General features: G+C 55.2%; 19 protein-coding genes and 2 pseudogenes. 4 read left to right on the top strand and 17 right to left on the bottom strand.

Annotated elements, in window-relative coordinates; translation table 11 throughout:
* Positions 1–63: 63 nt before the first annotated feature.
* The 5 genes from tatE to pagP form a co-directional block, all read right to left on the bottom strand.
* Positions 64–267 carry a twin-arginine translocase subunit TatE gene (gene tatE, locus B4056_RS04155; protein ID WP_039383119.1) on the bottom strand — a complete coding sequence of 68 codons (204 nt, stop codon included), beginning with the start codon at positions 265–267 and terminating at the stop codon, positions 64–66.
* 99 nt (positions 268–366) lie between these two features.
* Complete coding sequence (locus B4056_RS04150) at positions 367–1,161, bottom strand: deaminated glutathione amidase (RefSeq protein WP_094112226.1); 795 nt, start codon at positions 1,159–1,161, stop codon at positions 367–369.
* A gap of 24 nt (positions 1,162–1,185) precedes the next feature.
* Positions 1,186–1,611 carry a GNAT family N-acetyltransferase gene (locus B4056_RS04145; RefSeq protein WP_094112225.1) on the bottom strand — a complete coding sequence of 142 codons (426 nt, stop codon included), beginning with the start codon at positions 1,609–1,611 and terminating at the stop codon, positions 1,186–1,188.
* Between the two features lie 347 nt (positions 1,612–1,958).
* The gene (gene cspE / locus B4056_RS04140) at positions 1,959–2,168 is read right to left on the bottom strand and encodes a transcription antiterminator/RNA stability regulator CspE (protein ID WP_010615627.1); all 210 of its coding nucleotides are present in this window, start codon (positions 2,166–2,168) and stop codon (positions 1,959–1,961) included.
* A 150-nt stretch (positions 2,169–2,318) separates the two neighbouring features.
* Positions 2,319–2,891, bottom strand: a complete 573-nt coding sequence (gene pagP / locus B4056_RS04135; RefSeq protein ID WP_342039323.1) for a lipid IV(A) palmitoyltransferase PagP — start codon at positions 2,889–2,891, stop codon at positions 2,319–2,321.
* Between the two features lie 942 nt (positions 2,892–3,833).
* Here pagP and B4056_RS04130 point away from each other — a divergent pair.
* Positions 3,834–4,079 (top strand): hypothetical protein, encoded by a 246-nt coding sequence (locus tag B4056_RS04130; RefSeq protein ID WP_039383108.1) that lies wholly within the window; start codon positions 3,834–3,836, stop codon positions 4,077–4,079.
* Positions 4,080–4,118: 39 nt separating this feature from the next.
* On the opposite strand, the gene gntT is transcribed toward B4056_RS04130, so the two are convergent.
* Positions 4,119–5,435, bottom strand: coding sequence for a gluconate transporter (gene gntT / locus B4056_RS04125; protein WP_039383106.1), 1,317 nt, complete (start codon positions 5,433–5,435; stop codon positions 4,119–4,121).
* Between the two features lie 276 nt (positions 5,436–5,711).
* On the opposite strand from gntT, the gene B4056_RS04120 reads away from it, so the two are divergent.
* Positions 5,712–6,857, top strand: coding sequence for an iron-containing alcohol dehydrogenase (locus tag B4056_RS04120; protein ID WP_313109913.1), 1,146 nt, complete (start codon positions 5,712–5,714; stop codon positions 6,855–6,857).
* 19 nt (positions 6,858–6,876) lie between these two features.
* Here B4056_RS04120 and B4056_RS04115 read toward each other — a convergent pair whose 3' ends face one another.
* The 3 genes from B4056_RS04115 to B4056_RS04105 form a co-directional block, all read right to left on the bottom strand.
* A complete protein-coding gene (locus tag B4056_RS04115) occupies positions 6,877–7,701 on the bottom strand; it encodes a Cof-type HAD-IIB family hydrolase (protein ID WP_288653926.1) in 825 nt (274 codons plus the stop codon).
* 103 nt (positions 7,702–7,804) lie between these two features.
* Positions 7,805–8,224: an RcnB family protein gene (locus B4056_RS04110; protein ID WP_313109916.1), complete on the bottom strand. Its 420-nt coding sequence runs from the start codon at positions 8,222–8,224 to the stop codon at positions 7,805–7,807.
* A 588-nt stretch (positions 8,225–8,812) separates the two neighbouring features.
* Positions 8,813–9,043 carry a DUF1272 domain-containing protein gene (locus tag B4056_RS04105; protein WP_113654910.1) on the bottom strand — a complete coding sequence of 77 codons (231 nt, stop codon included), beginning with the start codon at positions 9,041–9,043 and terminating at the stop codon, positions 8,813–8,815.
* 131 nt (positions 9,044–9,174) lie between these two features.
* Here B4056_RS04105 and B4056_RS04100 point away from each other — a divergent pair, with 131 nt between their 5' ends.
* Entirely contained in the window at positions 9,175–10,278 is a 1,104-nt protein-coding gene (locus B4056_RS04100; RefSeq protein WP_071668968.1) for an AI-2E family transporter, read from the top strand.
* A gap of 305 nt (positions 10,279–10,583) precedes the next feature.
* Here the strand turns inward: B4056_RS04100 and B4056_RS04095 are convergent.
* The 5 genes and pseudogenes from B4056_RS04095 to B4056_RS04075 form a co-directional block, all read right to left on the bottom strand.
* Positions 10,584–10,745: pseudogene (locus B4056_RS04095) on the bottom strand (filamentous hemagglutinin); the annotation flags it as partial.
* On the bottom strand, positions 10,742–11,125 hold the full coding sequence (locus B4056_RS04090; protein WP_104084650.1) for a hypothetical protein: 384 nt from the start codon (positions 11,123–11,125) through the stop codon (positions 10,742–10,744). The pseudogene B4056_RS04095 and the gene B4056_RS04090, both read right to left, overlap by 4 nt.
* 53 nt (positions 11,126–11,178) lie before the next feature.
* Positions 11,179–11,453, bottom strand: a pseudogene (locus B4056_RS04085) (hypothetical protein); the annotation flags it as partial.
* Between the two features lie 298 nt (positions 11,454–11,751).
* On the bottom strand, positions 11,752–12,138 hold the full coding sequence (locus tag B4056_RS04080) for a contact-dependent growth inhibition system immunity protein (RefSeq protein WP_113654911.1): 387 nt from the start codon (positions 12,136–12,138) through the stop codon (positions 11,752–11,754).
* On the bottom strand, positions 12,135–13,676 hold the full coding sequence (locus tag B4056_RS04075) for a VENN motif pre-toxin domain-containing protein (protein ID WP_288653920.1): 1,542 nt from the start codon (positions 13,674–13,676) through the stop codon (positions 12,135–12,137). The genes B4056_RS04080 and B4056_RS04075 overlap by 4 nt, the downstream gene beginning before the upstream one ends.
* Between B4056_RS04075 and B4056_RS04070 the strand changes: the two genes are divergently transcribed.
* Positions 13,668–13,895 carry a SymE family type I addiction module toxin gene (locus B4056_RS04070; RefSeq protein WP_288653919.1) on the top strand — a complete coding sequence of 76 codons (228 nt, stop codon included), beginning with the start codon at positions 13,668–13,670 and terminating at the stop codon, positions 13,893–13,895. The genes B4056_RS04075 and B4056_RS04070 overlap by 9 nt on opposite strands.
* 998 nt (positions 13,896–14,893) lie before the next feature.
* Here the strand turns inward: B4056_RS04070 and B4056_RS04065 are convergent.
* The 3 genes from B4056_RS04065 to B4056_RS04055 all read right to left on the bottom strand — a co-directional run bounded on the left by B4056_RS04065 (position 14,894) and on the right by B4056_RS04055 (position 24,292).
* Positions 14,894–15,223, bottom strand: coding sequence for a hypothetical protein (locus tag B4056_RS04065; protein ID WP_288653918.1), 330 nt, complete (start codon positions 15,221–15,223; stop codon positions 14,894–14,896).
* Between the two features lie 182 nt (positions 15,224–15,405).
* Positions 15,406–15,705 carry a hypothetical protein gene (locus B4056_RS04060; protein WP_233496336.1) on the bottom strand — a complete coding sequence of 100 codons (300 nt, stop codon included), beginning with the start codon at positions 15,703–15,705 and terminating at the stop codon, positions 15,406–15,408.
* Positions 15,665–24,292, bottom strand: coding sequence for a hemagglutinin repeat-containing protein (locus B4056_RS04055; protein ID WP_288653915.1), 8,628 nt, complete (start codon positions 24,290–24,292; stop codon positions 15,665–15,667). Before B4056_RS04055 ends, B4056_RS04060 begins: the two co-directional genes overlap by 41 nt.
* Positions 24,293–24,301 lie beyond the last annotated feature (9 nt).

Genomic DNA, 24,301 nt, shown 5'->3' with positions numbered 1-24,301 from the left:
GCCTCTGTGAGTCTGGTTTTTTTTCATCACAACTTGTTACAGTTGTGCGGCCCGGGCACGCCTTTACTCTTTATGGCTGACGCGCTCTGCCGGGATCTCATCTGCACTGCTCTTTGCAACGGTGCTGTCGTCGTCCTTCATGGCTTTTTTAAAGCCCTTGATCGCCGATCCTAAATCACCGCCCAGCGAACGCAGCTTATTGGTACCAAATAACAGAACAATAAGTGCACCGATAATCAGCAGCTTGGCAATACTGATACCTTCCATACTCTACCTTCAGCTCTCACGTATAACGGACAGCCTTTATTAACGCGCACTCTGCGCCGGCACTCAACAGAATTCTGTAACAGAGTAAGATCGGATCGGTCACTCCTGACGCAGCTGCGGCGTGGCAAAGCGACGGTTCTCCAGCACCGGCAAAATGCGGCGTGCGTAAGCGAGTCGCTCCGCCTCAAGATCGGCGAAGATCAGCGTGGCAGATTCAGCAGCCTGCGCGATCGTCACCCCCAGCGGATCGATCGTCATGCTGTTGCCAATATTACGCGGCCCGCATTCACCAGTGGCGACCAGATAACAGGTGTTTTCCAGCGCCCGGGTCGCCGTCAGTAGCGCCCAGTGACGCTCTTTTTGCGGGCCTCTGACCCACGCAGCGGGCAGAACCAGTACCTCTGCCCCATCCAGCGCCAGGCGTCGCGCCAGCTCAGGAAAACGGATATCGTAGCAGGTCATCAGCCCGACCTTCATGCCGGCGACCTCAATCAGCGGCGGGATAGTGCTGCCTGCCGTAACGCGCTGTGATTCCTGCATCGCAAAGGCGTCATAGAGATGCAGCTTGGCGTAGTGCGCAATGATCCTGCCATTACGCAGGGCGACCAGCACATTTTGCGTTTTTCCTGCGGCAGCCGGTACGTGCACGCTCATAATCGTGGTGAGGCTGTTCTCTGCGCTTTCAGCCAGCAGCGCGCTGACAAACGGCCCATCAAGCGGCTGGGCCGCCTGCAGAATACGATCGGGATGCTCTCTGTCCTGCATCAGTACCGCTTCCGGCAGCACCAGCAGATCGGCTCCTCCTGCCCGCGCACGCTGCATCAAATCGCGACAGGTGACGATATTCTCCTGCCATTCGCTGCTGACGGCGAACTGCCCCATTGCCGCTCTCATTGTCTCTCCTCCGATACCGGTGCGCTAACAGAGATCTTTTGTATGGTAGCGCGGTGACTCCACATAGCCTTCACGTGCGTAAAACTGATTAGCTTTAAGCCGCGAAGCGTGACAGTGCACCTCCATACGATCGCAACCTCGCTGCCGCGCCAGCTGTTCAGCGTGGGACAGCAGCTGCTGGCCGCTGCCTTTACTGCGTTCACCTTCAGCAATGCAAAAGTAGCTGATGCGGGCAAAATCACCTGCCAGCGCCAGCTGCGGAATAAAATGCAGCGACAAAAATCCCAGTACCTGCGTTCCGTGTTCAGCCACCAGCAGGATCTCATCCTGATGAGTACAAAGCTGCGCCAGCCGCGCTTCAATAAAGTGCTCAGTGCCACTATAGCCAAGCTCAGCCAGCAGCGCGCTCAGGGCGAAACAGTCATCAGGCCGCGCCTCACGTATATGCATAGTGCTTCTCCTTGTATCGGGCTGATGTTTATATAGCCTGTGAACGGGAAAAGCTGCAAGCGGCAGTGGTTAAAACTCTGGTTTGTGAAGCATTAAGCGCACTCTGTGGCGTCATATTTCTGTCATCTGAGCTTAAGGCTGACTTAATCTTGCTTTGGCATGCTGAGGGAAATCACATCTGAGGCGAGTAGAATGAAAAACTGGATCCCACGTTCTTCGGAAGAGATGCTGGCACTGACTTTTGCTGCGGTAGTGGTAGCCGCCTGGCTGATCACCTGGTGGCATAACTGAAAAAAGAATAAAAAAAACCCGCCATCAGGCGGGTTTTTAAAATTCTGACTGTTAACTTACAGAGCGGTAACGTTAGCAGCAGATGGGCCTTTAGCGCCGTCGGTGATTTCAAACTCTACACGCTGACCTTCAGCCAGAGTTTTGAAGCCGTTGCTCTGGATAGCAGAGAAGTGTACGAATACATCTTTGCTGCCATCTTCTGGAGTAATGAAACCGAATCCTTTGGACTCATTAAACCACTTAACGTTACCTTTGATCTTGGACATCTATATTACCTTTACATGAAAAATGGACACTAAACTGTGTCGTCATCTAGTACAGCAATTGCAGTGGCATTTGTCCAGTCCGAATTGATGAAAAAGTGATAAATATCGGATTTTTGTCTTTGCATCACACTTTTGCACTTATGTGCTCGCTTAAAACTGGAATCTGAGCCAGGCAAAATAGACGTTGCCGTTGTTATAAGTACCGGGAATGTAAGTCATTTGAAACGTGGCGGGTCCGTAGCCTACGGATGCCAGCGGCAGCACCAGCGGCACCGGAATATATTTCCAGTTATCGCGCGCGGTGAAGCCAGCCGTATAGCCAGCTCCCAGATGAAAACGCTGATCCTGCAGCGGACGCCACGTCGCTTCCCAGCCATAGCCGGCAATCGGTTCCCACTTGTTGAAGGAGTCTTTAAACGCCATCACGTAGAGCCCGTTCCAGTTACCCTTATCGTCCCAGCGCGAGATGCCGCCCCCTGCCCCCCACGGCCGTTCGTTATATTTTCTGATGTGCGCATCATCATACGTCCAGCGGTTGTGCCAGGTGATGGCAGGCACATAAAGATCGTAATGCTGCGGCGCAGACCAGGTCTGAGCCACACTGTCGCTGAAACTATTCCATCCCGCTTTAAGCGCGGCGCCTGCCGTAGCGGCTGAGGCAGAAAATGAGACCAGTAAGGTCAACACGCAGCCCGACATGGCTGCTGAAACGTGTCGATTCACGGATAAAACCCTGTTATTACAAAATTTAATAGCGTGCAGAACCTCTGTAGCCAGCTCTGCAAAAGTGATTGCTGCATTTTTGCGTCTGAAATTGCCAAAAGTAGCGGTAATCCTTTTCAGATATAGCCTGAAATAACGCGCATGCAAGGGCCTATTGTACCTGCGAAGGCCGTTACGAATAAAACCGCAGTTAAACGAATCAGAAAAAGTGCTTTTGTGACATAAAGTGCAATTTTGAAAATCGGCTAAAAGCAAAAAAATGTTATTTATCATAAAATAACGTAAATTTTGTCTGCCACCACACAGGTAAACAGAATTAATCATTTGAAGCCAGGGTCTGATTGCGATATTTCTTATTTTCCGGGAGGGAACAGGGAGAGAAACGGTGACGATTTGTTGCAGCCAGTGCGGCAGTAAAAAATTCTTTTATACGTGCCAGCGGAGTGAAGCTTCAGAGCCGGCAGCTCATCACGGCGCACGCTGTGCCGTATGCAGAAAGCCGCTAAACAGTTCGGATGTTAAACCGCCTGAAATAGCCGTCAGAGAGGCTATTGTACGTTATGCGCGATAACAATTTCAGGCACCCGCAGGTGCCTGAATACGTCAGAAAATCAGCTTGAATACACCAGTAATAGTCAGCAGCCCGACAATAAAGACAATCGCAATGATCCACAGAAATATTTTCATTATTCGCTCCTTCAGTTTGAAAATTTATGCATCCGCCGATGAGTATAGCTGAATATCCTGAACGCGCCGCACGCTGCCGATACGCGTTTCGCTTCACCGGCCAGGTGAATAAGCCCGTGCTATTTCTGCGAGCAGGGTCGCAGCTCAGCCATTAACTGGCCCTGCAGGCGCTCTTTACAGATTTCGACGCGCTAAACTTAAAGCGCCTGTGACGGGCCTCAATGGTTATCTCTGTTAGCGAAACGAGGAGAAATTATGAGTACGATTAATACCAGCATGGGACGTTATAGCCTGAAGGCGAAGGAGGTCGGCAGCCATATTAAAGGGAGTATCGCTATTAACGACGAAGGCGGTACGCAGCTGACCATGCAGGAGTTTGATGAACACTATCTGGATGATGTGGTAAACAATGTCATCTACCCGGTAACGGGGGGCAATCGTGAAATTACCCGTGCACTGCGCGAGCAGATGGTAAAAGCGGGTTTTGAGCAGCCACATTAAGGCTGTCGGGCCACAATTCTGTGGCCCGTTATAAGCTGATTACAGCGCAGCAGAGAGCAGCAGACAGCCTGCCAGACCGCATACGGAAATAATCGTCTCCAGCGCCGACCACGATCGGATAGTCTCACCGATGGTGAGATTAAAATACTCTTTAAACAGCCAGAAGCCGGGATCGTTAACGTGCGAGAAGATAACGCTGCCGGAGCCTACTGCTATCACCATCAGCTCAGGGCTGGCACCACTGGTCACGATCAGCGGTGCAACAATCCCGCCAGCCGTAATGGCGGCAACCGTGGCTGAACCCAGCGCAATACGCAGGATCGCCGCAATCGACCAGGCCATAAAAATCGGCGACAGATTGGTCGCATGCATCATGCCCGCAATATATTTATCCACGCCGCTGTCTACCAGCACCTGTTTAAAGGCTCCGCCACCGCCAATAATCAGCAGCATCATTGCAATGATTTTGATGGAGTCGGTGATGGTGCCCATCACCTCATCCATGCTGCGTCCGCGATTCAGACCGAAGGTAAAAATAGCGATAAGAACGGCGATCAGCGTTGCCATAATCGGGTCGCCAAAGAATTCAGCGTAAGGCAGCAGTACGTGTCCTTTCGGCAGCAGCATCTCAGCCACCGCACGCAATGCCATCAGGATCACTGGCACCAGCGCGGTCCAGACGCTGACGCCAAATCCTGGCATCTCTGCTTCTGTAAAGGTTTTGGGATTCCACAGCCCTTCCGGAATTGGCTTATCAATGCCTTTCAGAAAACGCGCATACACCGGGCCAGCCAGAATCACGGTAGGGATCCCCAGCAGCGTGCCGTAAAGCAGCGTTTTACCCATATCAGCGTTAAACAGCGTCGCGATCGCGGTCGGACCCGGATGCGGCGGCAGAAAACCGTGCGTTACCGAGAGCGCGGCTGCCATGGGAACGCCGACGTAAAGCAGCGGCACGCGCGCTGAGGCAGCGATACTGAATACCAGCGGCAGCATCAGTACAAACCCTACCTCATAAAACAGCGCAAAGCCCACGGTAAAACCGGTCAGCACCAGCGCCCACTGGATATGCTTCTCACCAAATTTTGCAATCAGGGTGGTGGCGATACGCTGCGCGCCGCCGCAGTCAGCCAGCAGCTTACCCAGCATGGCTCCAAAGCCCATAATCAGCGCCAGGCTGCCAAGTGTCCCGCCTACGCCGGTTTTGATTGAGCCGATCACTTTATTGACCGGCATGCCCTGCATCATGCCCACCGCCAGCGCCACCAGAATCAGCGCGATAAAGCCGTTAAGTTTGAAGCGAATCATCAGCAGCAGCAGTAGCGCTACGCCGATGGCCACATAGAGTAATGGCATGGTTATTCTCCACTTTTTACGCGCGGCGTCAGTTGCCAGCGGGTTGCGTTGTACTACCGGATCGGCCAGATGAAGCCGGATGTTGCGAAATGCGTCATACTGTTACCGGTATCATGTTAAGGGCAACACCGGGCCGGTAACATCAGAGCGGCAGGCTGAATTTCGTTTTTGCGAAGGCGATCAACTTTTGTTCATTAAGCTACCGGCGTTTATACCTGCGTCAGCAGCGCTTTTCGCTACACTGGCTGCCCGAAATCAATCTGAAAGGATAGACAGGTGAGTGAGAACCTGATTGCACTTTACAGTAACCAGCGAACTCTGTACGGACGCGGCAGCATTCGCACTCTGCCCGCGCTGCTGGCTGAGGAGCCGCAGCCTGCGCTGCTGTTTTGCGGCCGCTCATTTCTCAATAGCGAGACGTGGCAGCAGCTGAAGGGTGAGCTGCAACACGCTATCCAGGACTATGAAATAGTCAGTCATGAGGCTTCTCCGGAAGAGATTGACGTCTGGGTCGCGCGCTGGCGCGGACGGGTTAAGCGGGTGGTGGCGATTGGCGGCGGCAGCGTGCTGGATGCGGCAAAAGCGTTCTGCGCCATGATAGAGCATCCGCTGCCGACGGTGCGCTACCTGGAAAAAGTGGGGGATACACCGGTGCAGGGCGACACGCTGCCGCTGATCGCCATCCCCACTACCGCCGGCACCGGCAGTGAAGTCACGCAAAACGCTGTGGTCACCGATCAGCAGCACATCAAAATAAAAGCGTCGCTGCGCCATCCAAACTTTGTTCCTTCCGTCGCGATTCTCGATCCCGACCTGCTGCGCGGCGCACCTGATAGCGTCCTCGCTACCTGCGCAATTGACGCCTTTACGCATCTGTTCGAAGCGTACCTGTCAAAGAAAGGCAACGTATTTACTCAGCAGATGGCGCTCAGCGGCCTGCGGCTCTTTTTTCAGGCCTGGCCTTACCTGAACCGCGCTGACCGGCAGGGTGACGAGGCGCGTGAGGCAATGATGATGGCGTCCTGGCTGGGCGGCCTCTGCCTGAGCAGCGCCGGCCTGGGCGTGATCCATGGCATCGCAGGCGAGTTGGGGGCGATCAAAGCGATTCACCATGGTGAAGCCTGCGGCCGCCTGCTGTTTCCGTTTCTGGATCAGCTGGCAGAAAGCGACCACCCTGAACAGCAGCGCCTGATGAGCACGTTTGCGGCGCAGCTGATGCCCGGCGTCTCCGCGCCTGCCCCGCTGGCGCTGAAAGCCTGGCTGCAGCAGCACGCTATTGTGCCGTTCTGGCAGGAGGGACCTGCGCTCTCTGCCACAGAGGTGGACTGGATTGTCGCACGCGCCAACAGTAAAAATAGCTGGGTAACCTATAACAGCGCGCAGATGACCGACATGCTTGTTCAGGCGTGGCGCGTGCTCTGAGCCTGCCGGCGCGCTCTGCTCAGGCGAACGGGCCCTCACCCGCCAGCATCTGCTCAATGACCTGCAGCACGCCAGCATGATTATTATCCGCGGTGACATAGCGCGCCGCGGCTTTCACCCGCGCCGGCGCGTTCTGCATCGCAAAGCTAAATCCCGACTGCGCCAGCATTTCCAGATCGTTGCCACCATCGCCGAATGCCAGGACTTCGCTGCTCTCAATCCCCCAGCGCTGCTGCAGCAGACGCAGTCCGTTGGCCTTGTGGAGGCCAGGCACAATCAAATCCACTGAGCCGTGGCCGCTGGAGGTGGCCGCAGCCGATCCCTGGTGCAGCCGCTCAATGTCTGCCATTAAAACCGGCACATAGTCATCAGAGAGGTTCAGGGCAAATTTAAACAGTCGATCGTCGGCAATCTCATCCAGCGTCTCAATGGGCCGCAGGCGGTGGCAATAATGCCGCATCTTCTGCAGCCACTGCGCGTCCGCACCGGCAAAGTAGTAGGCGCTGTTGCGACCACAGATAAGAAAGCGCAGGCCGGGATAGTTACCCTGCTGCAGCGTATCCAGCACGGCGTGCACCGCCTCACGGCTGAACGCGCCGCAGAAAAGCTCCTCTTCACTATCGAGGATCCACGCACCGTTCTCCGCAACGAACGCGATCTCATGGGCTATTTCCGGAAAAAAGGATTTCAGCTGGTAATACTGATTGCCGCTGGCGACGACAAACCGGATACCGCGCTGTTTCATCATTTGGTAGCAGGCCATGAACCGCGACCGGTCATACTGCTTACGGTCATCCAGAAAGGTGCCATCCATATCCACTGCTACCATTTTTACTGCGGCCATCATCACTCCTTAGCACATGTGTATTAGCGGTAGCTCACAGAATAGCCTGGCAAAGGGTGAAAGCAGAAGCGCAGCGGGAGGCGTGGTTCTTCCCGGCAAGAGATTAATCGAAGGCGCCGTTGAGTAATATGGCGGTGATGATGCCGGTTGCAGCCGCTACCAGCACATAATTGCCGTCGATAAAGGCCCAGTGCTCACCGCGCGGCGGTGCGGTAAGGCCGCGATCGCGCCAGTTATCCACGCGGTATCCGGTACCGCGATAGGCGGGTGGCATCGGCTGGCCGCGCCGGAACTCATGCCCCTGCCAGGCAAAGCGGTCAGCGTGATGATGCCCTTCCGGCCCGCCCCGCTCGCCGCGACGCTCATTACCGGGTCCACGGCGATCGGCTTCCCGCCCGGATGCGTGCTGGCTTTCATGTGTATTCCAGCGGGGACCGCCAGGGCCTTCTGCCTGACTCAGCGCAGAAAACAGCGTGCTGCATGCAATAAGGGAAATAGCGATCTGCGTTTTAATTTTTTTCACCATGGTCTCCATCACAGCAGCAATAAGTGCGCTGCCGGCAGAGACTATTAACCAGTCACGCAGCGAATAATAGTTCCTTCACTCTTAAAAACTCCATTATTACAGTAAATTACACTGCCTTAGCGCTTTCTCAACGAAGATGTCCGGCCGGATACAAATAAGTACCGCAGAGAAAAAAACATAAAAAAACCCGACCGCAGGGATCGGGTAAATAAAAATGTTTCATTATTCAGAAACAGGGAAACCCTGCAAATCAGAGGGTAAAACTGAAGCACACAACGCCACATCACCAGCATTGCGCGCGCAGAATAACACTTCACCGCTAAAACAATAAATAAAATTAATCGGATTTAGGAATATTACTTAACGCTGCCGGGCTGATTAACGCTGCTTATAAATAAGGTCAGTGCTCTGACCTCGCGCCAGTGGCGGAATTAAAATCTCATAAAAAACATAAAATTAAAATAATTACCTTTTGGGGCTGGCAACAGGAAAATAACTGCCCTTTCTGATCTCTGGTTTCACTGCGGATAACATTATAAGCAGCTTAATTAATTATCTGCTGGTCACTCATTGCGCGCGCCGGAATTACGGCTGCCGGATGTGCCGCAGCAGAGAAGCCGGATGCCGCGCCAGCGCTGCGGCAGGTCGTATCGGGCGACGGACCAGTTCGCCGCTGCAGTTCGGACAGCGCTGCAGCAGAACATGCTCAGCGCAGGTTGCGCAGAATGTGCATTCAAATGAGCAGATACGTGCCTCCGCGCTTTCCGGCGGTAAATCGGCATCGCACCACTCACAGTTAGGTCGCAGTTCAAGCATAGGGTTCTCCGGTTTGGCGCAGGCTCAGGACAGATTTTTATCCGTTACTGCATTCAATCATGTGAAACAGATTACATTCTGCGCCAGCCGTTCTATAGTTCTTTCGCTACGTTTATTTGCGAGGCTATGGAATGCGTGTTAAAGGCTTAAATATCGGTTTCTTTATTCTTATCCTGGCGATTGTCACCATCGCCTTTTTTGATGTGCTGTCACCTTATTTCTCTGCCATTCTCTGGGCGGCTATCCTGGCGGTGATTTTTGCCCCGCTGAAGGTGCTGCTGCGGCGTAAAATGGGCGACCGTAACGGGCTTGCCTCTTTTGTCACGCTGATGATTATCTGTCTGATTGTATTTACGCCGCTGGCGATCATCACCTCATCGCTGGTGGTGGAGATCAATACCGTTTACGTCAAGCTGCAGAATAATTCAGCGCAGTTTCCGACAGTGTTTGCTGAGCTGCTGCAGCATCTGCCGGGCTGGGCGCAGCGCTATCTGGCCGACCACGATCTCAACAACTCTGCCCAGATTCAGCAAAAGCTCTCTGAGTTCGCGCTGAAAGGTGGCCAGTATATGGCGGGCAGCGTGCTGCTGATTGGTAAAGGCACGTTTACCTTTACCGTGAGCTTTGGCGTGATGCTCTATTTACTGTTCTTCCTGCTGAAAGATGGTGCCTGGCTGGTGGGCCTGATCCTCGAAGCGCTGCCGCTCTCCACCTATGTGAAGCATCATCTGCTGATGAAGTTTGCTGCGGTGTCGCGCGCGACGGTGAAAGGAACCGTGGTGGTGGCAATTGTTCAGGGTGTACTGGGCGGCTTTGCTTTCTGGATCACTGACATCGACGGCAGCCTGCTGTGGGGTGCGCTGATGGCGTTTCTGTCGCTTATCCCGGCGGTCGGATCCGCCATCGTCTGGGTGCCGGCAGCGATCTTTTTCTTTGCCACCGGCGCGCTGTGGAAAGGCCTCTTTCTGGTCGGCTTCTTTGTGGTGATTGTCGGCCTGGTAGATAACATTCTGCGCCCGCTGCTGGTGGGCAAAGACACCAAGATGCCGGACTATATGATCCTGATCGCCACGCTGGGCGGCATGGAAATCTACGGCATCAACGGCTTTGTGATTGGCCCGCTGATTGCCGCTCTGTTCATCGCCTGCTGGAATCTCCTCTCTGGTCGCGATAACCGCGATAACGCCGAAGAGATTGATGAAGAGTTTATTGAAGAGGGCAAAACGCGCGAGTAGCGCTATGCACTATGCGCTGAGCTGACTAAAAACCGCCTGCGGGCGGTTTTTTTATGACGCCAGCTGCGAACAAAGTAAATCCTATAACCGATCCAGACTCTGGCCCGATTTCTGCTGGCGCAAACTGCCGGATAAGCCAGTACCGGGGCTGATACTCTTTCAGATGTTGAAGGCTGTTCAGCCGCCGCGTTCCCCACTGCCTTCACTGCCACACGCTTCAGCCCAGACCCACCAGCCAGAGATGCAACGATAGTCTTTTTCGGCCAGCGCGGCCGGTTCCGTCTCGCCCGCTATCTACCCGCGAGACCCGCCGCGTAAGCCGTCACCGCCCCCACCACCGCGTGCGCCATCAGGTTCGCCTGCACGTTTACCGAACCGTCCGCGTTCAGCGTCTGGTTATGAATAACCTCTGCCAGATACGGTGCCGCCGCGCCCGTTACCGCCTGCGCCCGGCTGCCTCCCGTCACGAACGTCCAGGTCTTGACCCAACACGAAACCTCTCGGATGGGAATAAAGGTTGTATTATAATTTCATTATTATAAATAAATAATTTTGGTGACAATGCCGTAACATCATAGACATTTTCAGCAATCAGCTTAATATTCGTTCTGAATATCGGTATGTCAGTATCATCTGCCAGGACAAATACGTCTTGATTTTTTACTGCGCTTACGTTTAATACATCATACAAATTATCATAATCATTATGCTCCATCTCATTCCATACAACTCCCCCTATGGTAACAGGGTATTTATTAAGCAAGTCAATAGCTTTATCATTCTCATCACCGATAACCAAATGAAAATCAGATAACAATGCTTCTTTACACTCGTCAAATAAAGTCATTATTTCTACCTGTTTAATTATTTCAATATAGTTTCAAAAGTCTTTTCATCACTTTAAAAAGGTATGACTGTTTTAACTGCTTTACCAGGTTATTTGCTTTTCGAATAATCCGATATACTAATGTGCGTCCCTTTCTCTGGGTCATAATCAACACATTACCTAACTTGCCATCACTGGATTTACGACTAACAACTTTTTCATTGCCAGCACTTACTTCTAACTGACCAATAACAGAATTTGAATCAGTACCTAAATCATCGACTATATTCATGGCTTTATTTCTGGCTACTTCCCAATTCTTTTCAGCTTTAAGCACCGTTTCAATACGGTTTACGACTCCCGGAAATTTCTTACCCGGCAATATTACCCCGGCCAGCATCCCGCTCGTCGCTTCCAACGCTATTTAGTTCACTTCGGTCGCCTGTATGATGGTATCAGCTACCGCAGACCATTCACTGCTCATCAGCGCCTTAACGCTATCCGCTACCGACTGATTCTTACCGGACAGGTCATTAAGCATTTGGAGGTGAAGGACTGGCTGCCGTAAGATAGGCTGGCGCCGATGGCGTTGTTGTTCTCCGGAACGGGTTATAAAGTAAAACCCCGGCTCATTGCCGGGGATTTTGCTATAGTGTTATCTGATTTATTTTTGAAATGTCTTTTCTTAGATCGTCACTTATATCTGAAGGATCTAATTCGTTTATGACACCCCTTATTTCAATAAATGTTTCTTTGTTAATTTTTATATCATTTTCGGTTATTGTCGATAAAGATGATATAAGCTCACCGTCATAAAACTCACCTGCAAGAGGATCTTCTTTCAAAATAGTTAATATCTTAGGTAATAGCTGGTCAATACATATTTTTTGTCTTATGGCGCGACAAACATCTTCTACTTCTAGATCTTCAATAGGCATATCGAGAATTCTTTCGAACCATTCTTCAAGAGAAGATTTCTGGCTTATATCATTACTTTTATTGATATTTCCTATCAAAATACGGAACGTCGTCATATTCCATGTCCTTTCAGAGCAGATTCAATTTTATTAATAGCATCGGTAGCTCTACCATATGCAGCCTGTGCTTCAGGATTGTCTAAATTTTTTAATGTATCCGCATGATTTCTTAATCCCCTGAGAGTATTTTGCATTTCCTGCATATGACCCCAGTAACCTCCATCTTGTTTAGGTACAGGATTGCCATCCATGTCCTTTAATGTTCCGGTTATATAATGGTCTTTCAGGGCATTTTTTATAGTGTTGTCGATCTTTCTAATAGCACTTTCCTGTTTTTGATTAAGCTGCTGAGGCTGTTTATCATTCTTTTGCTTGGGATCATTCTCAGGGGGAGTTGGAGTACCCGATCCGGCACCAGCCAGCTCAGTTTTCTCAGCATCAGTCAGATCCTTACCAACATTTGGCGTGGAACCGCTATTGTCGCTGTCACCGTTCTGTTGAGCCGCAACCACCGCCATCAGCATGCAGCTGGTATTCGCCAAACAGGCCGCGTCCATCCCCTCTTTGACTTTCTTCGTCAGTGCCAGCGCCGCCTGCTCACTGGCTCCGCCTTTACCCGCTTCGGCCATCGCCGCTGAGTTGAGCGTTTCCTGTGCCAGCATCTGCTGCAACATGCCCGCGCTGAACATATTGTTACTGATTTCATTCTGGCCAGCCTGGGCGCCTGCGACCGCATCAGCTGTTGAATTACCGGTAAGGCCGCCAGCCAGCCCTGCTGCAACCGTGCCCAGCGCGACCAGCGTCTGCTTCTGCTCCTCATTCAGCTGACTGACAGGCACATCACCATACAGTGCCTTTTTGATGGCTTCACCCACCGATGCCGTGGTGGCTGCGCCCGCCGCACCGGACAGCGCTGAGTTGCCCTGTGCCGCAGCTATGACACCAGCCATAGCCGCATGTGCCATGATGCGGCCCGCCTCATCCGGCGCGGTCTGTTTAATAATCTCTGCCAGGTACGGTGCCGCCGCGCCCGTTACCGCCTGCGCCAGGCTGCCCCCCGCCAGGCCCTGCACCGCCGCCGTCGCCGCCTGAATACCCTGCTGAAGGGCGCTGCCCGTGCCGAAAGGCGCCGCGGCGGCTTTATAGCTGTCCGTTGCGGCCAGCGCTTTGTTGTAGTCAGCCCACTCCGCCTTCGGCGCGCCTTCGCCCGGCTCTCTGATACCCTTTGCGGCCAGCTCCGCCTTACCGGCATTCGTGGCCCTTATCTGCCCCTCCGCGCGCGCGATGTCCGCCGCCTGGTTGCCGATTTCCCCTATCAGCTGCGCCGCCTGCAGCCGGTTCTGCTCCCTCTCTTTATCGAATATCGGCGACAGCGTCTGGTTCGCGTGCGCGGCGTCGCGGCTCAGCCCGCTCACGTCCTGCGACTGCTTATCTCCGTCGCGAATAACCAGCGCGCCCCCGCTCACCGCCGCCTTCGTCAGCGAGCTGCCGCTGCCGCTGTGGTTCGCCCCCGTCAGCAGCCCGTTCGCCATGTTCCCCGCAAACTGGCCGCCGATGCTGCCCCCGGTGCTCACGCCCGCGCTCTGATGCTCCACCTTATAGTCCGCCCGGATAAGCCAGAGAACCGCACGCCCACAACCGCCGCGCATTATTACAAAGTCGGATACCGGCCCAATAAAGGCCAGCCAAACCCTCTACCCCAGCTCACCATTAAGGGCCGCTGGCTGGAAGCGCTGGGATTTATGACCGGACAGAAGATTGAAGTGTTAACCGGGCCGGGACAGCTGATCATCCAACTGGCGACTGAAGGATAACTGACCGATAACACTTAAATCCCAGCCGGTTGGCTGAGATTTAAGATCATTTCTTAGGATAATTATAATGTCCAGGTACTTGATAGCCCTTTGGAATTTCTGGCCAGCTATAACTTTCATTCCAGCCAATCATTTCAATATCACCATATATGCCATTGGAAAAATTAAATAAATTTATTGAATGAACTCTAGATATAATCATTACAACCTGGACGGCAATCATATCTTTATTATCTAATGCTTTTTGAGCGCCAACAATACTTTTGCTAGCTTTTCTAGTTCACTATGTAATTCTTCATTCAGACATAATGAATAATCAATAGAAATCTCGCCTTCCCGAATACTAAAAAATCTTGCCGCATCAGACAATGCTTCTTTAATTTAATCAATTTCCAGCCACCTCCCTTATCCAGCTTTATTTTTATAAAAACTCACCGAACCTTACAGGTTAAGAGCAGCCTTAAAATTACCTTTTCATCAAGAATTTACAGATAATAATTATATTTAGCATCAAGGTATAATTGGTCACCTTTCTTTATCGCCTTACCATTTTTATTTTGAGCTTGATAGATGCTTTACCCTTGATATTACTTCATAGTTTTCCGTGCAGCATCTTTTATATTATTCCCGAACTCTGCCCGCCGCTACGGCAACAGAGCTGATTCCGGCGGCATGGCAGTTGATTATCGGGTTGGCTAAATAATGCTCGGCTGGTCAAAATATCCCGGCCTGATTAGGCCGGGGCCGCTGTTTATCAGGAATCTGATGGGGGAGATTTTCGGGCTTTACGTTCGTCAATTTTGGCGAAAACCCATGATCTTAGGGCCGCCGCTGTTCCTGCTATTGTGCTGGCAACCAAAATTTTTTTAATATCTGACTGTTCAATATGCACGTTGTGGCTAACGATAAGTTTTACAGTTATCAATGCTAGAGAAAAAAATATTAAGCAGCAGAAAACCATATATGCAACACTCAGAAACAACAAAGCTATGGTGGGACTATTTTTTCTCTTCATTTATTTCATCCTTTACAGCGTTACTAATAAATTCGCCCCCTATCGAACCGATGATATCTCCAACAGGAGCTGAACCGGAGCCCAAAACAGGGTTAAATAAAGGTGGCGCAACAAGGCTAACTGCTGAACCAAATGCCCAGCCAGCGCCCGCACCAGTTAAAGCACCTTTATCAGGCCCATCAGTAAACAGGGTTCCACCCGCTGTGATACCAGCATTTGCCCATATACCCCGCCCCGGTGCCAGACCACCAGTAACAGCCGCTGAGGCACTGCCCCGGTAATCCCAGGCTTTTTGCTTATTTTCAGGTAACATCTTATTCTTATCATTGTTTATATCGAACCACTAATATTTATCGTTCGCTATTTCCACGATTACTGCACCGCCTATAATCTTGCCAGCCGATACCGTGGAGCGCGAGCAGCTGCTAATACGGCCGCTGACTGAGTGACAAGAAAAAATCCCAACCGCAAGGGTTGAGATTCTTAAATTTATAACTAAAGGTATTTTTCAGGTATATTCTTTAACTGCTCATCTAAAGACCATTCTGCTGGTTTTTCCTTATCATTAAACCAAACAGCTCCTTTTTTGAGCCATTTTTCTCGATATCTTTTTAAGGCATTAATATTCATATCTTCATAACCGAATTCAACACCACAACAATCACATATTTCATAGCTAGGAGTTAGTCCATCATCTCCCCAAGGCGGCTCTGGTTGTTTAGCACCACACACCCGACATACATTAAATTCATCACTATTGTGCATTAAAATAATCCAAATTTGTTTTAAATCCATGATCGGCAGGATCTGGCCTAAACATCGTTTTTGGCACACCATCAGCCGTTTTTACAGCAAAGGTATTTGTTTTAGCATTATAGAAGACAGTCTCACCATTAGGACGCACTTTAGACAATGTTCCCGGTGGGGGATTATTAACAAAGTTATGCGTCGCTTCAACATATTGCTTTGAGTTATGGAACTCAGGAAACTCCTGTTTATGTTTGTCCCAATGTCCATAAGCATTAGATACAGGTTCTTTTTTCTTAGTTTCTGTCCAAATTTGGGTATCTTTAGCTTTTGCTGAAATCTGTTGGCTACCCTCATTTATCAGGCGAGACGCCTCTACAATATCTCCTTTCTTTAGTGCAGTTTCAGCAGCTTTGATAGCTTTACCCGCAGCATCGCCTGCACCTGGTATAACCCCGATTACCGCCGCCAGATAATCCAGCGCACTCTGCGCTTCCGCAAAGCTCTTGATATCCCCAGCCACCGGCACAAAATCCACGACGAACGCGGCGGCGTCTTTCAGCGCTTCACGCCGCTCGTTGTACATTTTCACTGAGCAGGTTTCGGCGCTCATGCCGCCACAGTTGGCCTTCTTATAGCGCTCGTTTTCGGCCTCAACGTACTCACCGGCCTTCTGCTCAAGCGTCTTGCCTTCAGACTGCGCCTGAGCGATATCAGCGAGAGAATTATTCTCAACCGCATTCCTCCCCGCCAGCGCGCCTGCCACCGCGCCCGCCGTGCTGTCGCCCGCTACGCCGCCCGCGAGGCCCGCCGCCAGCGTCCCCAGCGCGCTGATGGTCTGGCGCTGCGTCTCCGTCAGGTCGCTGCGGTCAGTGCCCGGATACATCTGCTGTGCGATGTACTCGCCCATCGCCGCCCCCGACGCTCCCGACAGCGCGCTGTTCCCCGCCGCGTAAGCCGTCACCGCTCCCACCACCGCGTGCGCCATCAGGTTCGCCTGCACGTTTACCGAACCGTCCGCGTTCAGCGTCTGGTTATGAATAACCTCTGCCAGGTACGGTGCCGCCGCGCCCGTTACCGCCTGCGCCAGGCTGCCCCCCGCCAGGCCCTGCACCGCAGCCGTCGCTGCCTGAATACCCTGCTGGAGGGCGCTGCCGGTGCCAAAAGGCGCCGCGGCGGCTTTATAGCTGTCCGTTGCGGCCAGCGCTTTGTTGTAGTCAGCCCACTTCGCCTTCGGCGCACCTTCGCCCGGCTCTCTGATATCCTTCGAGGCCAGCTCCGCCTTACCGGCATTCGTGGCCCTTATCTGCCCCTCCGTGCGCGCGATGTCCGCCGCCTGGTTGCCGATTTCTCCTGTCAGCTGCGCCGCCTGCAGCCGGTTCTGCTCCCTCTCTTTATCGAATATCGGCGACAGCGTCTGGTTCGCGTGCGCGGCGTCGCGGCTCAGCCCGCTCACGTCCTGCGACTGCTTATCTCCGTCGCGGATAACCAGCGCGCCCCCGCTCACCGCCGCATTCGTCAGCGAGCTGCCGCTGCCGCTGTGGTTCGCCCCCGTCAGCAGCCCGTTCGCCATGTTCCCCGCAAACTGGCCGCCGATGCTGCCCCCGGTGCTCACGCCCGCGCTCTGATGCTTCACCTTATAGTCCGCCCGGTTTTCGATGTCGCGCCAGCCCAGCGTGCCCGTCTCCAGACGGTTTTTATCCGCCGTCGCCGTCGAGCCGATAACCGCGCCGTTCAGCTGCGTGTGCCCTCCAGCCGTCACGTCAAAGCCGCCTTTCCCCGCGAACAGGCCGGTCTGCTCCTCCACGCTCTGCCAGGTGCTGTGCATCTTATCCCGGCTCAGGTTCACGTTCGCCGAGCCGGTCATCGACCCGAAGGTGAAGCTGCCCCCGGCGCTGGCGCTCTGCTGCTTCGAGTCGTAGCGGTCGCTGTCCTGCTCGCTCGTCAGCGTCAGGTTGCGCGCCACGTCCGCCCTGATTTTTTCGCCGCTCACCTGCGCGCCCTGAAGCGTGGTGTCGTGCCCGCTTACCAGCGTCACCTCACGGCCCGCGCTCACCTGCGTTTCCGTGTGGGTGACGCCGCTGCCCTGCTCGCTGCCTTTTGCCTTATTTGCGCTGGCGGAGACGCTGATGCCCCAGCCGCCCTGACCCGCGCCGATGCCGATGCCCGCCGTGCCGCCGTGGCTCTCGTTTTTACCCTCCAGCGACGAGGTGTTCGCGGCCGACAGCAGGTTGAGGTCCCGGTTCGCCGACAGCAGCAGGTCTCTGCCCGCCTGCAGCTGGCTGCCCTGCACCGTCAGGTCACCACCGTGCCCTTTCACGCCGCTGCCGCGCGCCACCACGCTCAGATTATCGCCCGCCGTCAGGCTGCTGCCCTGTGCGGTGCGCTGCTCGCTGCGCTGTGTGGAAGTGGAAGACTGGCTACCGTAAGAGAGGCTGACGCCGATGGCGTTGTTGTTCTCCGGGCTGTCGCCCTGCGCCTCTGCCAGCCGGCCGGCCTGCACCGCCTGCACGCCGCTGAGCGCCGCTTTAGTACCCTGCAGCGCCGCCAGCCGTCCGCTGTCGGCAGACTTCGCCTCCTGCACCGTCTGCGCCGCCGTGTTCAGCGCGCTGCCTGCCGTGCCGGAAAGCGCCAGCGTCAGGCCCGAGGTTTTCTGCTCCACCCGGTGCGTCTGGCTGCTCTGGTTTTCCGCTGCGGTGATGCTCACCTCGCGGCCGTCCAGCGTCAGGTTTTTGCCCGCGATAAGATCGGAGCCGTTGATATCCAGCCGGTTGCCCGCCGTCAGCGACACGCTGCCGTTCACGCTGCCCACGGTGCTGCCCTGGCTGGTCGTCTCCTGCGCGGTGTCGGTGGTTTTCAGGCTCTGTTTGCCGTAACTGAAGCCGATACCGCCGGTGCCGGAAAACCCGCTCTTTTTCTCCTGCGCCAGATGCTGTTCACTGTTGCGTTCAGTCGCTCCGGTAACGCTGAGATCGTGGCCCGCCTGCAGAGAGAGATCGCCGGTACTCGCTATCTGGCTGCCCTGTACGCGCAGATCGTTGCCCGCCGCCACGGAAATAGTGTCGCCATTCAGCGAACTCCCCTGCGCCGTCTGACGCGAAATCTGGTCGCGTGTGGTTGTCGTGCTCTTCGACAGCCAGCCGCTGCTGCCCGTCGTCTTTTGCCGCTCGTCCAGATCCCGCGTGTTCTCGCCGTTTGTCAGTGTGACGTCATGTCCCGCGGTCAGCGCCAGCGCAACATCTGCCGACAGGGTGGCCGCGCGGGCATGAAGATCGTTGCCTGCCAGCAGCGAGAGATCGCCCTTGCTGACGACTTCGCTGCCGATCTCCTGCGTATTGCCCTGCTTCAGGCTGTTATCGCTATCCCAGACAAGCGTGTCCCGATTCGCCGTACTGACAGTATTGAGCGTCAGATCGCGTCCGGCCTTAATCACCGTCTGGCTATTGTCGCCGCTGTTAACCACCTGCGCCGCCGTGAGAGTGATATCACGTCCGGCCTGCAGTATCAGCCGGCCGTCGTCGCCCTGCACGTACATGCCTGCCACGCTATCCACCGTGGTCCGGTCGAACTGGTTCTCACCGTTCCGGCTGCTCACGCTGCGGGTTGTGCTGACGGTATTGATATCCCGTCCGGCGTGGGCGAGCAGCGAGTCGGTTGCCCCGATCACGCCGCCGATGTTATTGATATCTGCGCGGGCGAGAAGATCGACACTGGCGCCTTTGATCGTCCCCGCCATGTTGGTGATATTACCGGCGCTCAGCTTCACCACTTCGCGCCCGGCCAGCGTACCGCTGTTAAACAGGCCACCGCCCAGGTTCAGGTTGAGGTTGCGGCCCGCAATCAGCGCACCGCTGCCATCGACATCGCCTGGCTGAATGCGCGCATACACCTGCGGTACCAGCACCGTCTGGCTGGAGCCATTCGGCAGTCTGACCTGCGCATTAACCAGCCAGACAATATCTTTTGTCAGCAGTCCCATCTGCTCAGGCGTCAGCGCCACGCCTGGCGTCAGGTGATAGCGCTGACTAAAGGCGATAGCGTTGTTCATCAGCGCCTTGTACTGATCTTCGTCGTTGGTAAAGCCGCCCAGGTAGCGCTGCCCTGTCAGGTTCATGACCTGTTCCCGGATCAGCCGCTGCTCGTAATAGCCGTCACCCAGGCGCTTCAGTACGTTATCGCTGTTCTGCGTCAGGGCGTCCTGCATATAGTCGCTGCTCAGCCACTGCTTCTCCTGAGTAAAGCGCGGATCGGTCTCTACCAGATATTTCCCGCCGGGAGAGGGATTGGTTCTGAACAGGCTGTTGTCCGGCAGGCGCGTATCGGGCCCGACGATGCGGATCACGCTCGCGTTCTCCCCCTGGCTGCCGGGCACATCAAAATGCTGGCCGGGTTTAAGCAGCGCGGCAATGTCAGGCATGCTGCCTGTGATATGGGCATTCACGCCGCCCGCACGCCCCGTCGTGGCGTCGGTTCCCTCTGTGCTCTGTGGGACGAGCGAAAGGGGGTTGCCGCTCAGTTCACCGTGATCGACCAGCTCTCCTGGCTTCAGGGCAATGGTCTCAATCACGTCCGGCGGCGTGTAATCCGATGTGCTGTCGCCCTGCTCGTCGCCACCTTTATGACGGATGCGCTTGTAGTGAGTCACCTTACCGACGTCAGTCGTGATTCGCTGGCCCGCCACCTCGACGTTATTGAGATCGCGCGCGTTTATTGTCAGCGTATTGCCCGCGATAATCTGGCTCTTATCATTCAGCACGCGGTCAGCGTTTATCGTCAAATCACCGCCCGCGATAATCTTCGCCGGATCGCTTTCGGCGATCTGCGTCTCCTGCACCGTACGCGTGTAGTCATACTGGTAGAAGTTATCGTTATTGCTGCCGGTATTGCCTGGCGTGTTGAGATTAAGCAGTGAGTCGGCCGAGTTGCGGTCAACAAAGACGCCCGGCTCGCCAGCTTTCCAGCGAACGGTATCGCCCGAGTGCTGATACCCGGTAATCGCCTCCGAAGACACGGTTACCAGCCCGGTGCTGAAACGATCGTTGACGTTATTGATTTCACCGGCAGCCATCTGCATGTTGCCCGCTGACTCGATGGTGGAGCTGTGATTATTGAGGGTGCCCGCTCTGCCGGTTGCCAGGCCGTCAGCATTCAGCTCACCGCCCAGCGCCATATCGCCGGCACTGTAGATCAGGCCGTGGTCACGATTGTTCAGCGTCTGCACGCCGATATCCACCCGCTCACGTCCCGCCAGCGTGGCGGCAGTGCCGTTTTCCGCCAGGTTGTTGAAAATATCAGCCTGTACGCCAACGCTGTCGCCATAGATCCGGCCACTGCCGGTATTGGTCAGCACCGACGCCTTCAGCAGCGTCTGTTTGCCGTCGATCAGCCCATAGTTGGTCAGCTGTCCGCTAAGCGTCAGCCAGTTCTGTCCGGCATTGATTTCGCCGGTGGCAGCGTTCAGCAGGTGGGGGGCGCGCAGATCGAGCTTGCCGCCCGCCAGCAGTTTACCGCTGTTGTCAACATCGCCTGCGGTTGTGAAGTTGAAATTGCCGTTGGCAATCATCTCGCCACGGTTGTTCAGGCTCTGCTGGCTGACCAGCGTGATGTCACCCAGGGAGAGGATCTGTCCGTCACCCGCCAGGCGATCGGCACGGATCGTTAGCGATCGGCCCGCTTTAAGGACGCCCTCCCGATTTTCCAGCGTCAGACTATTGCTCTGAGGCTGCGCCACTCTGAAGCTGCGCAGGCGACTCTCCGGCGTCAGGTCATTGCTCTGCAGCAGCAGATCTTCTCCGGCCGAAATCGTACCCTGCCGGTTATCGACCGAGCCACGGCTGCTGATGGTTAGTTGCCGATCGGCCAGTAACATGCCGCGCTGATTGAACACATCGTCGCTGTTGATCCGCAGGCTGGCCGCTTCAATCCCCTGCTGATCACCCTGAGTATCCTGATTGTTCAGCTGCAATGCGTTCAGCACGGCGTTCGCGCCGCTGCGAATCAGGCCGCCCGCATTGTCTATTATGCTCTGCGCACTCACCAGCAGATCGCCAATGCTCTGGATCTCTCCGCCACGGTTATCCAGACGCGCCATTTCCAGCGAAGCCGCCTGCTCGCTGACGATGCGCCCGCCGCTGCGGTTATCCACTTCACCACTCTGCAGCGTAAGATCGCCTTTCGCGCCCACGGTTCCGGCCTGATTGTCGATCGCGCCGCTGTGCAGATGAAGATCGCTAAGGCTGTAGAGGGTGCCGCTCTGGTTATCGATCGCCTCGCCGTGGCTGTCGATAAGCACGCTACCGCCCTGCAGCAGACCTGCCCGGTTGTTGAACGCAGAGTGCGTGTCGAGGCTGAGCTGCTCCTGTGCCACCAGCGTGCCAGCGACATTATTCAGGCCGCCAGCCGCCAGTTGCAACGCGTTTCCGCTCAGCGTCAGACCCTGCGTATTGTTTATCTGTCCGGCGCGGATAAGCATGTCGCCCTGGCTGATCACGCCGCCTTTTTCGCCGCTGTTCTGATTAAGCAGCGTCTCTGCGCCGATATCAAGCTGCGCACCGCTCTGGATAAGGCCGCCGTCACGATTATCGAGCGTATCGCCGCGCAGCGTCAGCGCCTGCTGCGCCGCCAGCTGGCCGTTACGGTTATCCAGTAAGCGGGCATCCACATGCCCGGTGTCGCTACTGACTATCCTGCCCTGACCGTTCTGCAGCGCATCCGCCGTGACGCGCAGCGTCTTACCCGCCCTCACAACGCCCTGCTGATTAGCCAGCTGTGCGCCTCGCAGACTGAGATCGCCTTCACTCGCGATAAAGCCCTGCCGGTTCGCCAGGCTGTCCGCGTTGATATCAATCTGCCGGGCCGAGGTGGTGCCGCTATCAAGATCGACATCGCCACCGCGCAGGGTGAGCTGACCATTTGAGCGCAGCGATCCCTTACTGCCGCGCAGATTACCGGTGGTGATCGACAGTGTGCCACGGCCTGTATGGGTGATGTCACCCGACTGGTTAGCGATCGCAGCCGCATTGAGCGTCAGGTTGTCGCTGTTAGTCACGATACGGCCGCCCTGATTATTCAGGCTGCCCGCGAAACTAAGCGTGAGATCGTCACGCCCGGTTTGCAGGATCTGACCCTGCTGGCTGGAGAGATCGCGCGCCTGCAGGTTGAGCTTGCTGGCTGTCAGCGTGGCGCCATCGTTGTTCAGCATTTTTCCGGTGCGCGCGGTGAGCTGCTGCTGCGCGGTCAGGGTGCCGCTGCGCGTCGCGATATCGCCCTCGCGGGCGTCGAGCGTCAGGTTTTTACCCTCAGTACGGCTGCCGCTGAGGTCAATAGTCTGCCCGCGTGCGCTCAGGCTGCCGCCGGCCAGGTTTTTCCCCTGCGCGCGAAGCTGGCCCGTTGTCGTCAGGGTCAGATTGCCCGATTCACCAGGCCTGCCGTCATCCTGCACACCTGCCGCGAGAACGCCTGAAGCCGTGCTGTTGAGGCTGCCAGCCTGCAGCGTAACGTCATTGCGTGCCACAACAGAGCCGCGGTTCTGCACATCTGCCGCACTGGTTACCGACGCTTTTCCGCCAGAAAAGATCGTACCGCTGTTGCTGACCCCTTGCCGCGCGGCGAGCTGCAGATCGCTACGGCTCTGAATAGCGCCGCTGTTCTCAATGCGGCCATCAGCGGTGATAACCACCGAACCCGCCTGCGCGCCAATATTGCCCGCATTGCGAACGCCGACGCCCCTCTCCGTGCCGACCAGACGGATTTTTCCGGCATACATGCCGCCCAGGCTGGAGACATCAAGCGCCATCCGGGGTTCTGTAGCGGGCTCGTCGCTCTGCTTCGTGACCTGCTGGTGTGCGGCATCCACCTTGTTTCGTCCGGTGGTGACGCGAAGATCCCTGGCCCAGACGCTGGCATTGACCTTCACCGATCGGGCAATAATGTCGGTATAGTCCTGGCGTGAGCTGTCCATCCCCGCCCCTTCGACCACCACTTCACCGCGTTCAACGTTAAAGCCCGTCAGGTTGCCATTGTTGAGCTGCGCCTGTCCGGTGGTCAGGGTGCCGCGACTGGCATTGATAAATCCGCAGCCGTTGCAGGTGATCCCGGACGGGTTGGCGATAACGACCTGGGCTTTCTGACCCGCGACTTCAACAAAGCCGTTGAGGCGGCTGGGATTGCGTGAGTTAACCTCATTCAGGATCACTTTGGCTTCGCCCCGGGCCAGCCAGGGATTGCCGCTTACCATCCCGCCGAGTCCGGTCTGAACGTTTTTGTGGGAGTTGTTGAGGATCGCTCCCCGCTTTCCGACATCAAACTGACTATACGTATTGCGGGAAACACCGCCTGCGGAGGGCGTCTGGATATTGATCTGCGGCGTACCGCTGGCGCTGTTTATTATCGTGGGCCGCTGGCCGCCAGGCGCCTGTGCATCTGCCACAATGGCGGCGCTGGCAGGCTGTATCACGCCCATCGCCAGCCAGAGACTAAAACATAATGCGCCGACTCGGCCAGTGAAGCTGCTAAGCGTGTGGCTGAGACCTGACGCGCGTGCGCTGCCGGCCCGGCCTGATTTAGCAATATCCGGCACCACCATCAGCATGCCGCGGACTGTGTTAAAAATCACGCGGTAGCGATTTTTGTTCATCTAATATCC

This window comes from Pantoea sp. UBA7232, assembly GCF_002473195.1.
Taxonomy (GTDB): Bacteria; Pseudomonadota; Gammaproteobacteria; order Enterobacterales; family Enterobacteriaceae; genus Pantoea; species Pantoea eucrina.
Note: the sequence above shows the minus strand (reverse complement) of the source record. Positions and strands in the feature narration are given on the sequence as shown.

What these genes read in the sequence shown, in the direction of transcription:
- tatE (WP_039383119.1), bottom strand. Translation starts at nt 267, where the DNA reads ATGGAAGGTATCAGTATTGCCAAGCTGCTGATTATCGGTGCACTTATT.
- B4056_RS04150 (WP_094112226.1), bottom strand. Translation starts at nt 1,161, where the DNA reads ATGAGAGCGGCAATGGGGCAGTTCGCCGTCAGCAGCGAATGGCAGGAG.
- B4056_RS04145 (WP_094112225.1), bottom strand. Translation starts at nt 1,611, where the DNA reads ATGCATATACGTGAGGCGCGGCCTGATGACTGTTTCGCCCTGAGCGCG.
- cspE (WP_010615627.1), bottom strand. Translation starts at nt 2,168, where the DNA reads ATGTCCAAGATCAAAGGTAACGTTAAGTGGTTTAATGAGTCCAAAGGA.
- B4056_RS04130 (WP_039383108.1), top strand. Translation starts at nt 3,834, where the DNA reads ATGAGTACGATTAATACCAGCATGGGACGTTATAGCCTGAAGGCGAAG.
- gntT (WP_039383106.1), bottom strand. Translation starts at nt 5,435, where the DNA reads ATGCCATTACTCTATGTGGCCATCGGCGTAGCGCTACTGCTGCTGCTG.
- B4056_RS04115 (WP_288653926.1), bottom strand. Translation starts at nt 7,701, where the DNA reads ATGGCCGCAGTAAAAATGGTAGCAGTGGATATGGATGGCACCTTTCTG.
- B4056_RS04105 (WP_113654910.1), bottom strand. Translation starts at nt 9,043, where the DNA reads ATGCTTGAACTGCGACCTAACTGTGAGTGGTGCGATGCCGATTTACCG.
- B4056_RS04100 (WP_071668968.1), top strand. Translation starts at nt 9,175, where the DNA reads ATGCGTGTTAAAGGCTTAAATATCGGTTTCTTTATTCTTATCCTGGCG.
- B4056_RS04090 (WP_104084650.1), bottom strand. Translation starts at nt 11,125, where the DNA reads ATGACTTTATTTGACGAGTGTAAAGAAGCATTGTTATCTGATTTTCAT.
- B4056_RS04080 (WP_113654911.1), bottom strand. Translation starts at nt 12,138, where the DNA reads ATGACGACGTTCCGTATTTTGATAGGAAATATCAATAAAAGTAATGAT.
- B4056_RS04070 (WP_288653919.1), top strand. Translation starts at nt 13,668, where the DNA reads ATGCTCCACCTTATAGTCCGCCCGGATAAGCCAGAGAACCGCACGCCC.
- B4056_RS04065 (WP_288653918.1), bottom strand. Translation starts at nt 15,223, where the DNA reads ATGTTACCTGAAAATAAGCAAAAAGCCTGGGATTACCGGGGCAGTGCC.
- B4056_RS04060 (WP_233496336.1), bottom strand. Translation starts at nt 15,705, where the DNA reads ATGGATTTAAAACAAATTTGGATTATTTTAATGCACAATAGTGATGAA.
- B4056_RS04055 (WP_288653915.1), bottom strand. Translation starts at nt 24,292, where the DNA reads ATGAACAAAAATCGCTACCGCGTGATTTTTAACACAGTCCGCGGCATG.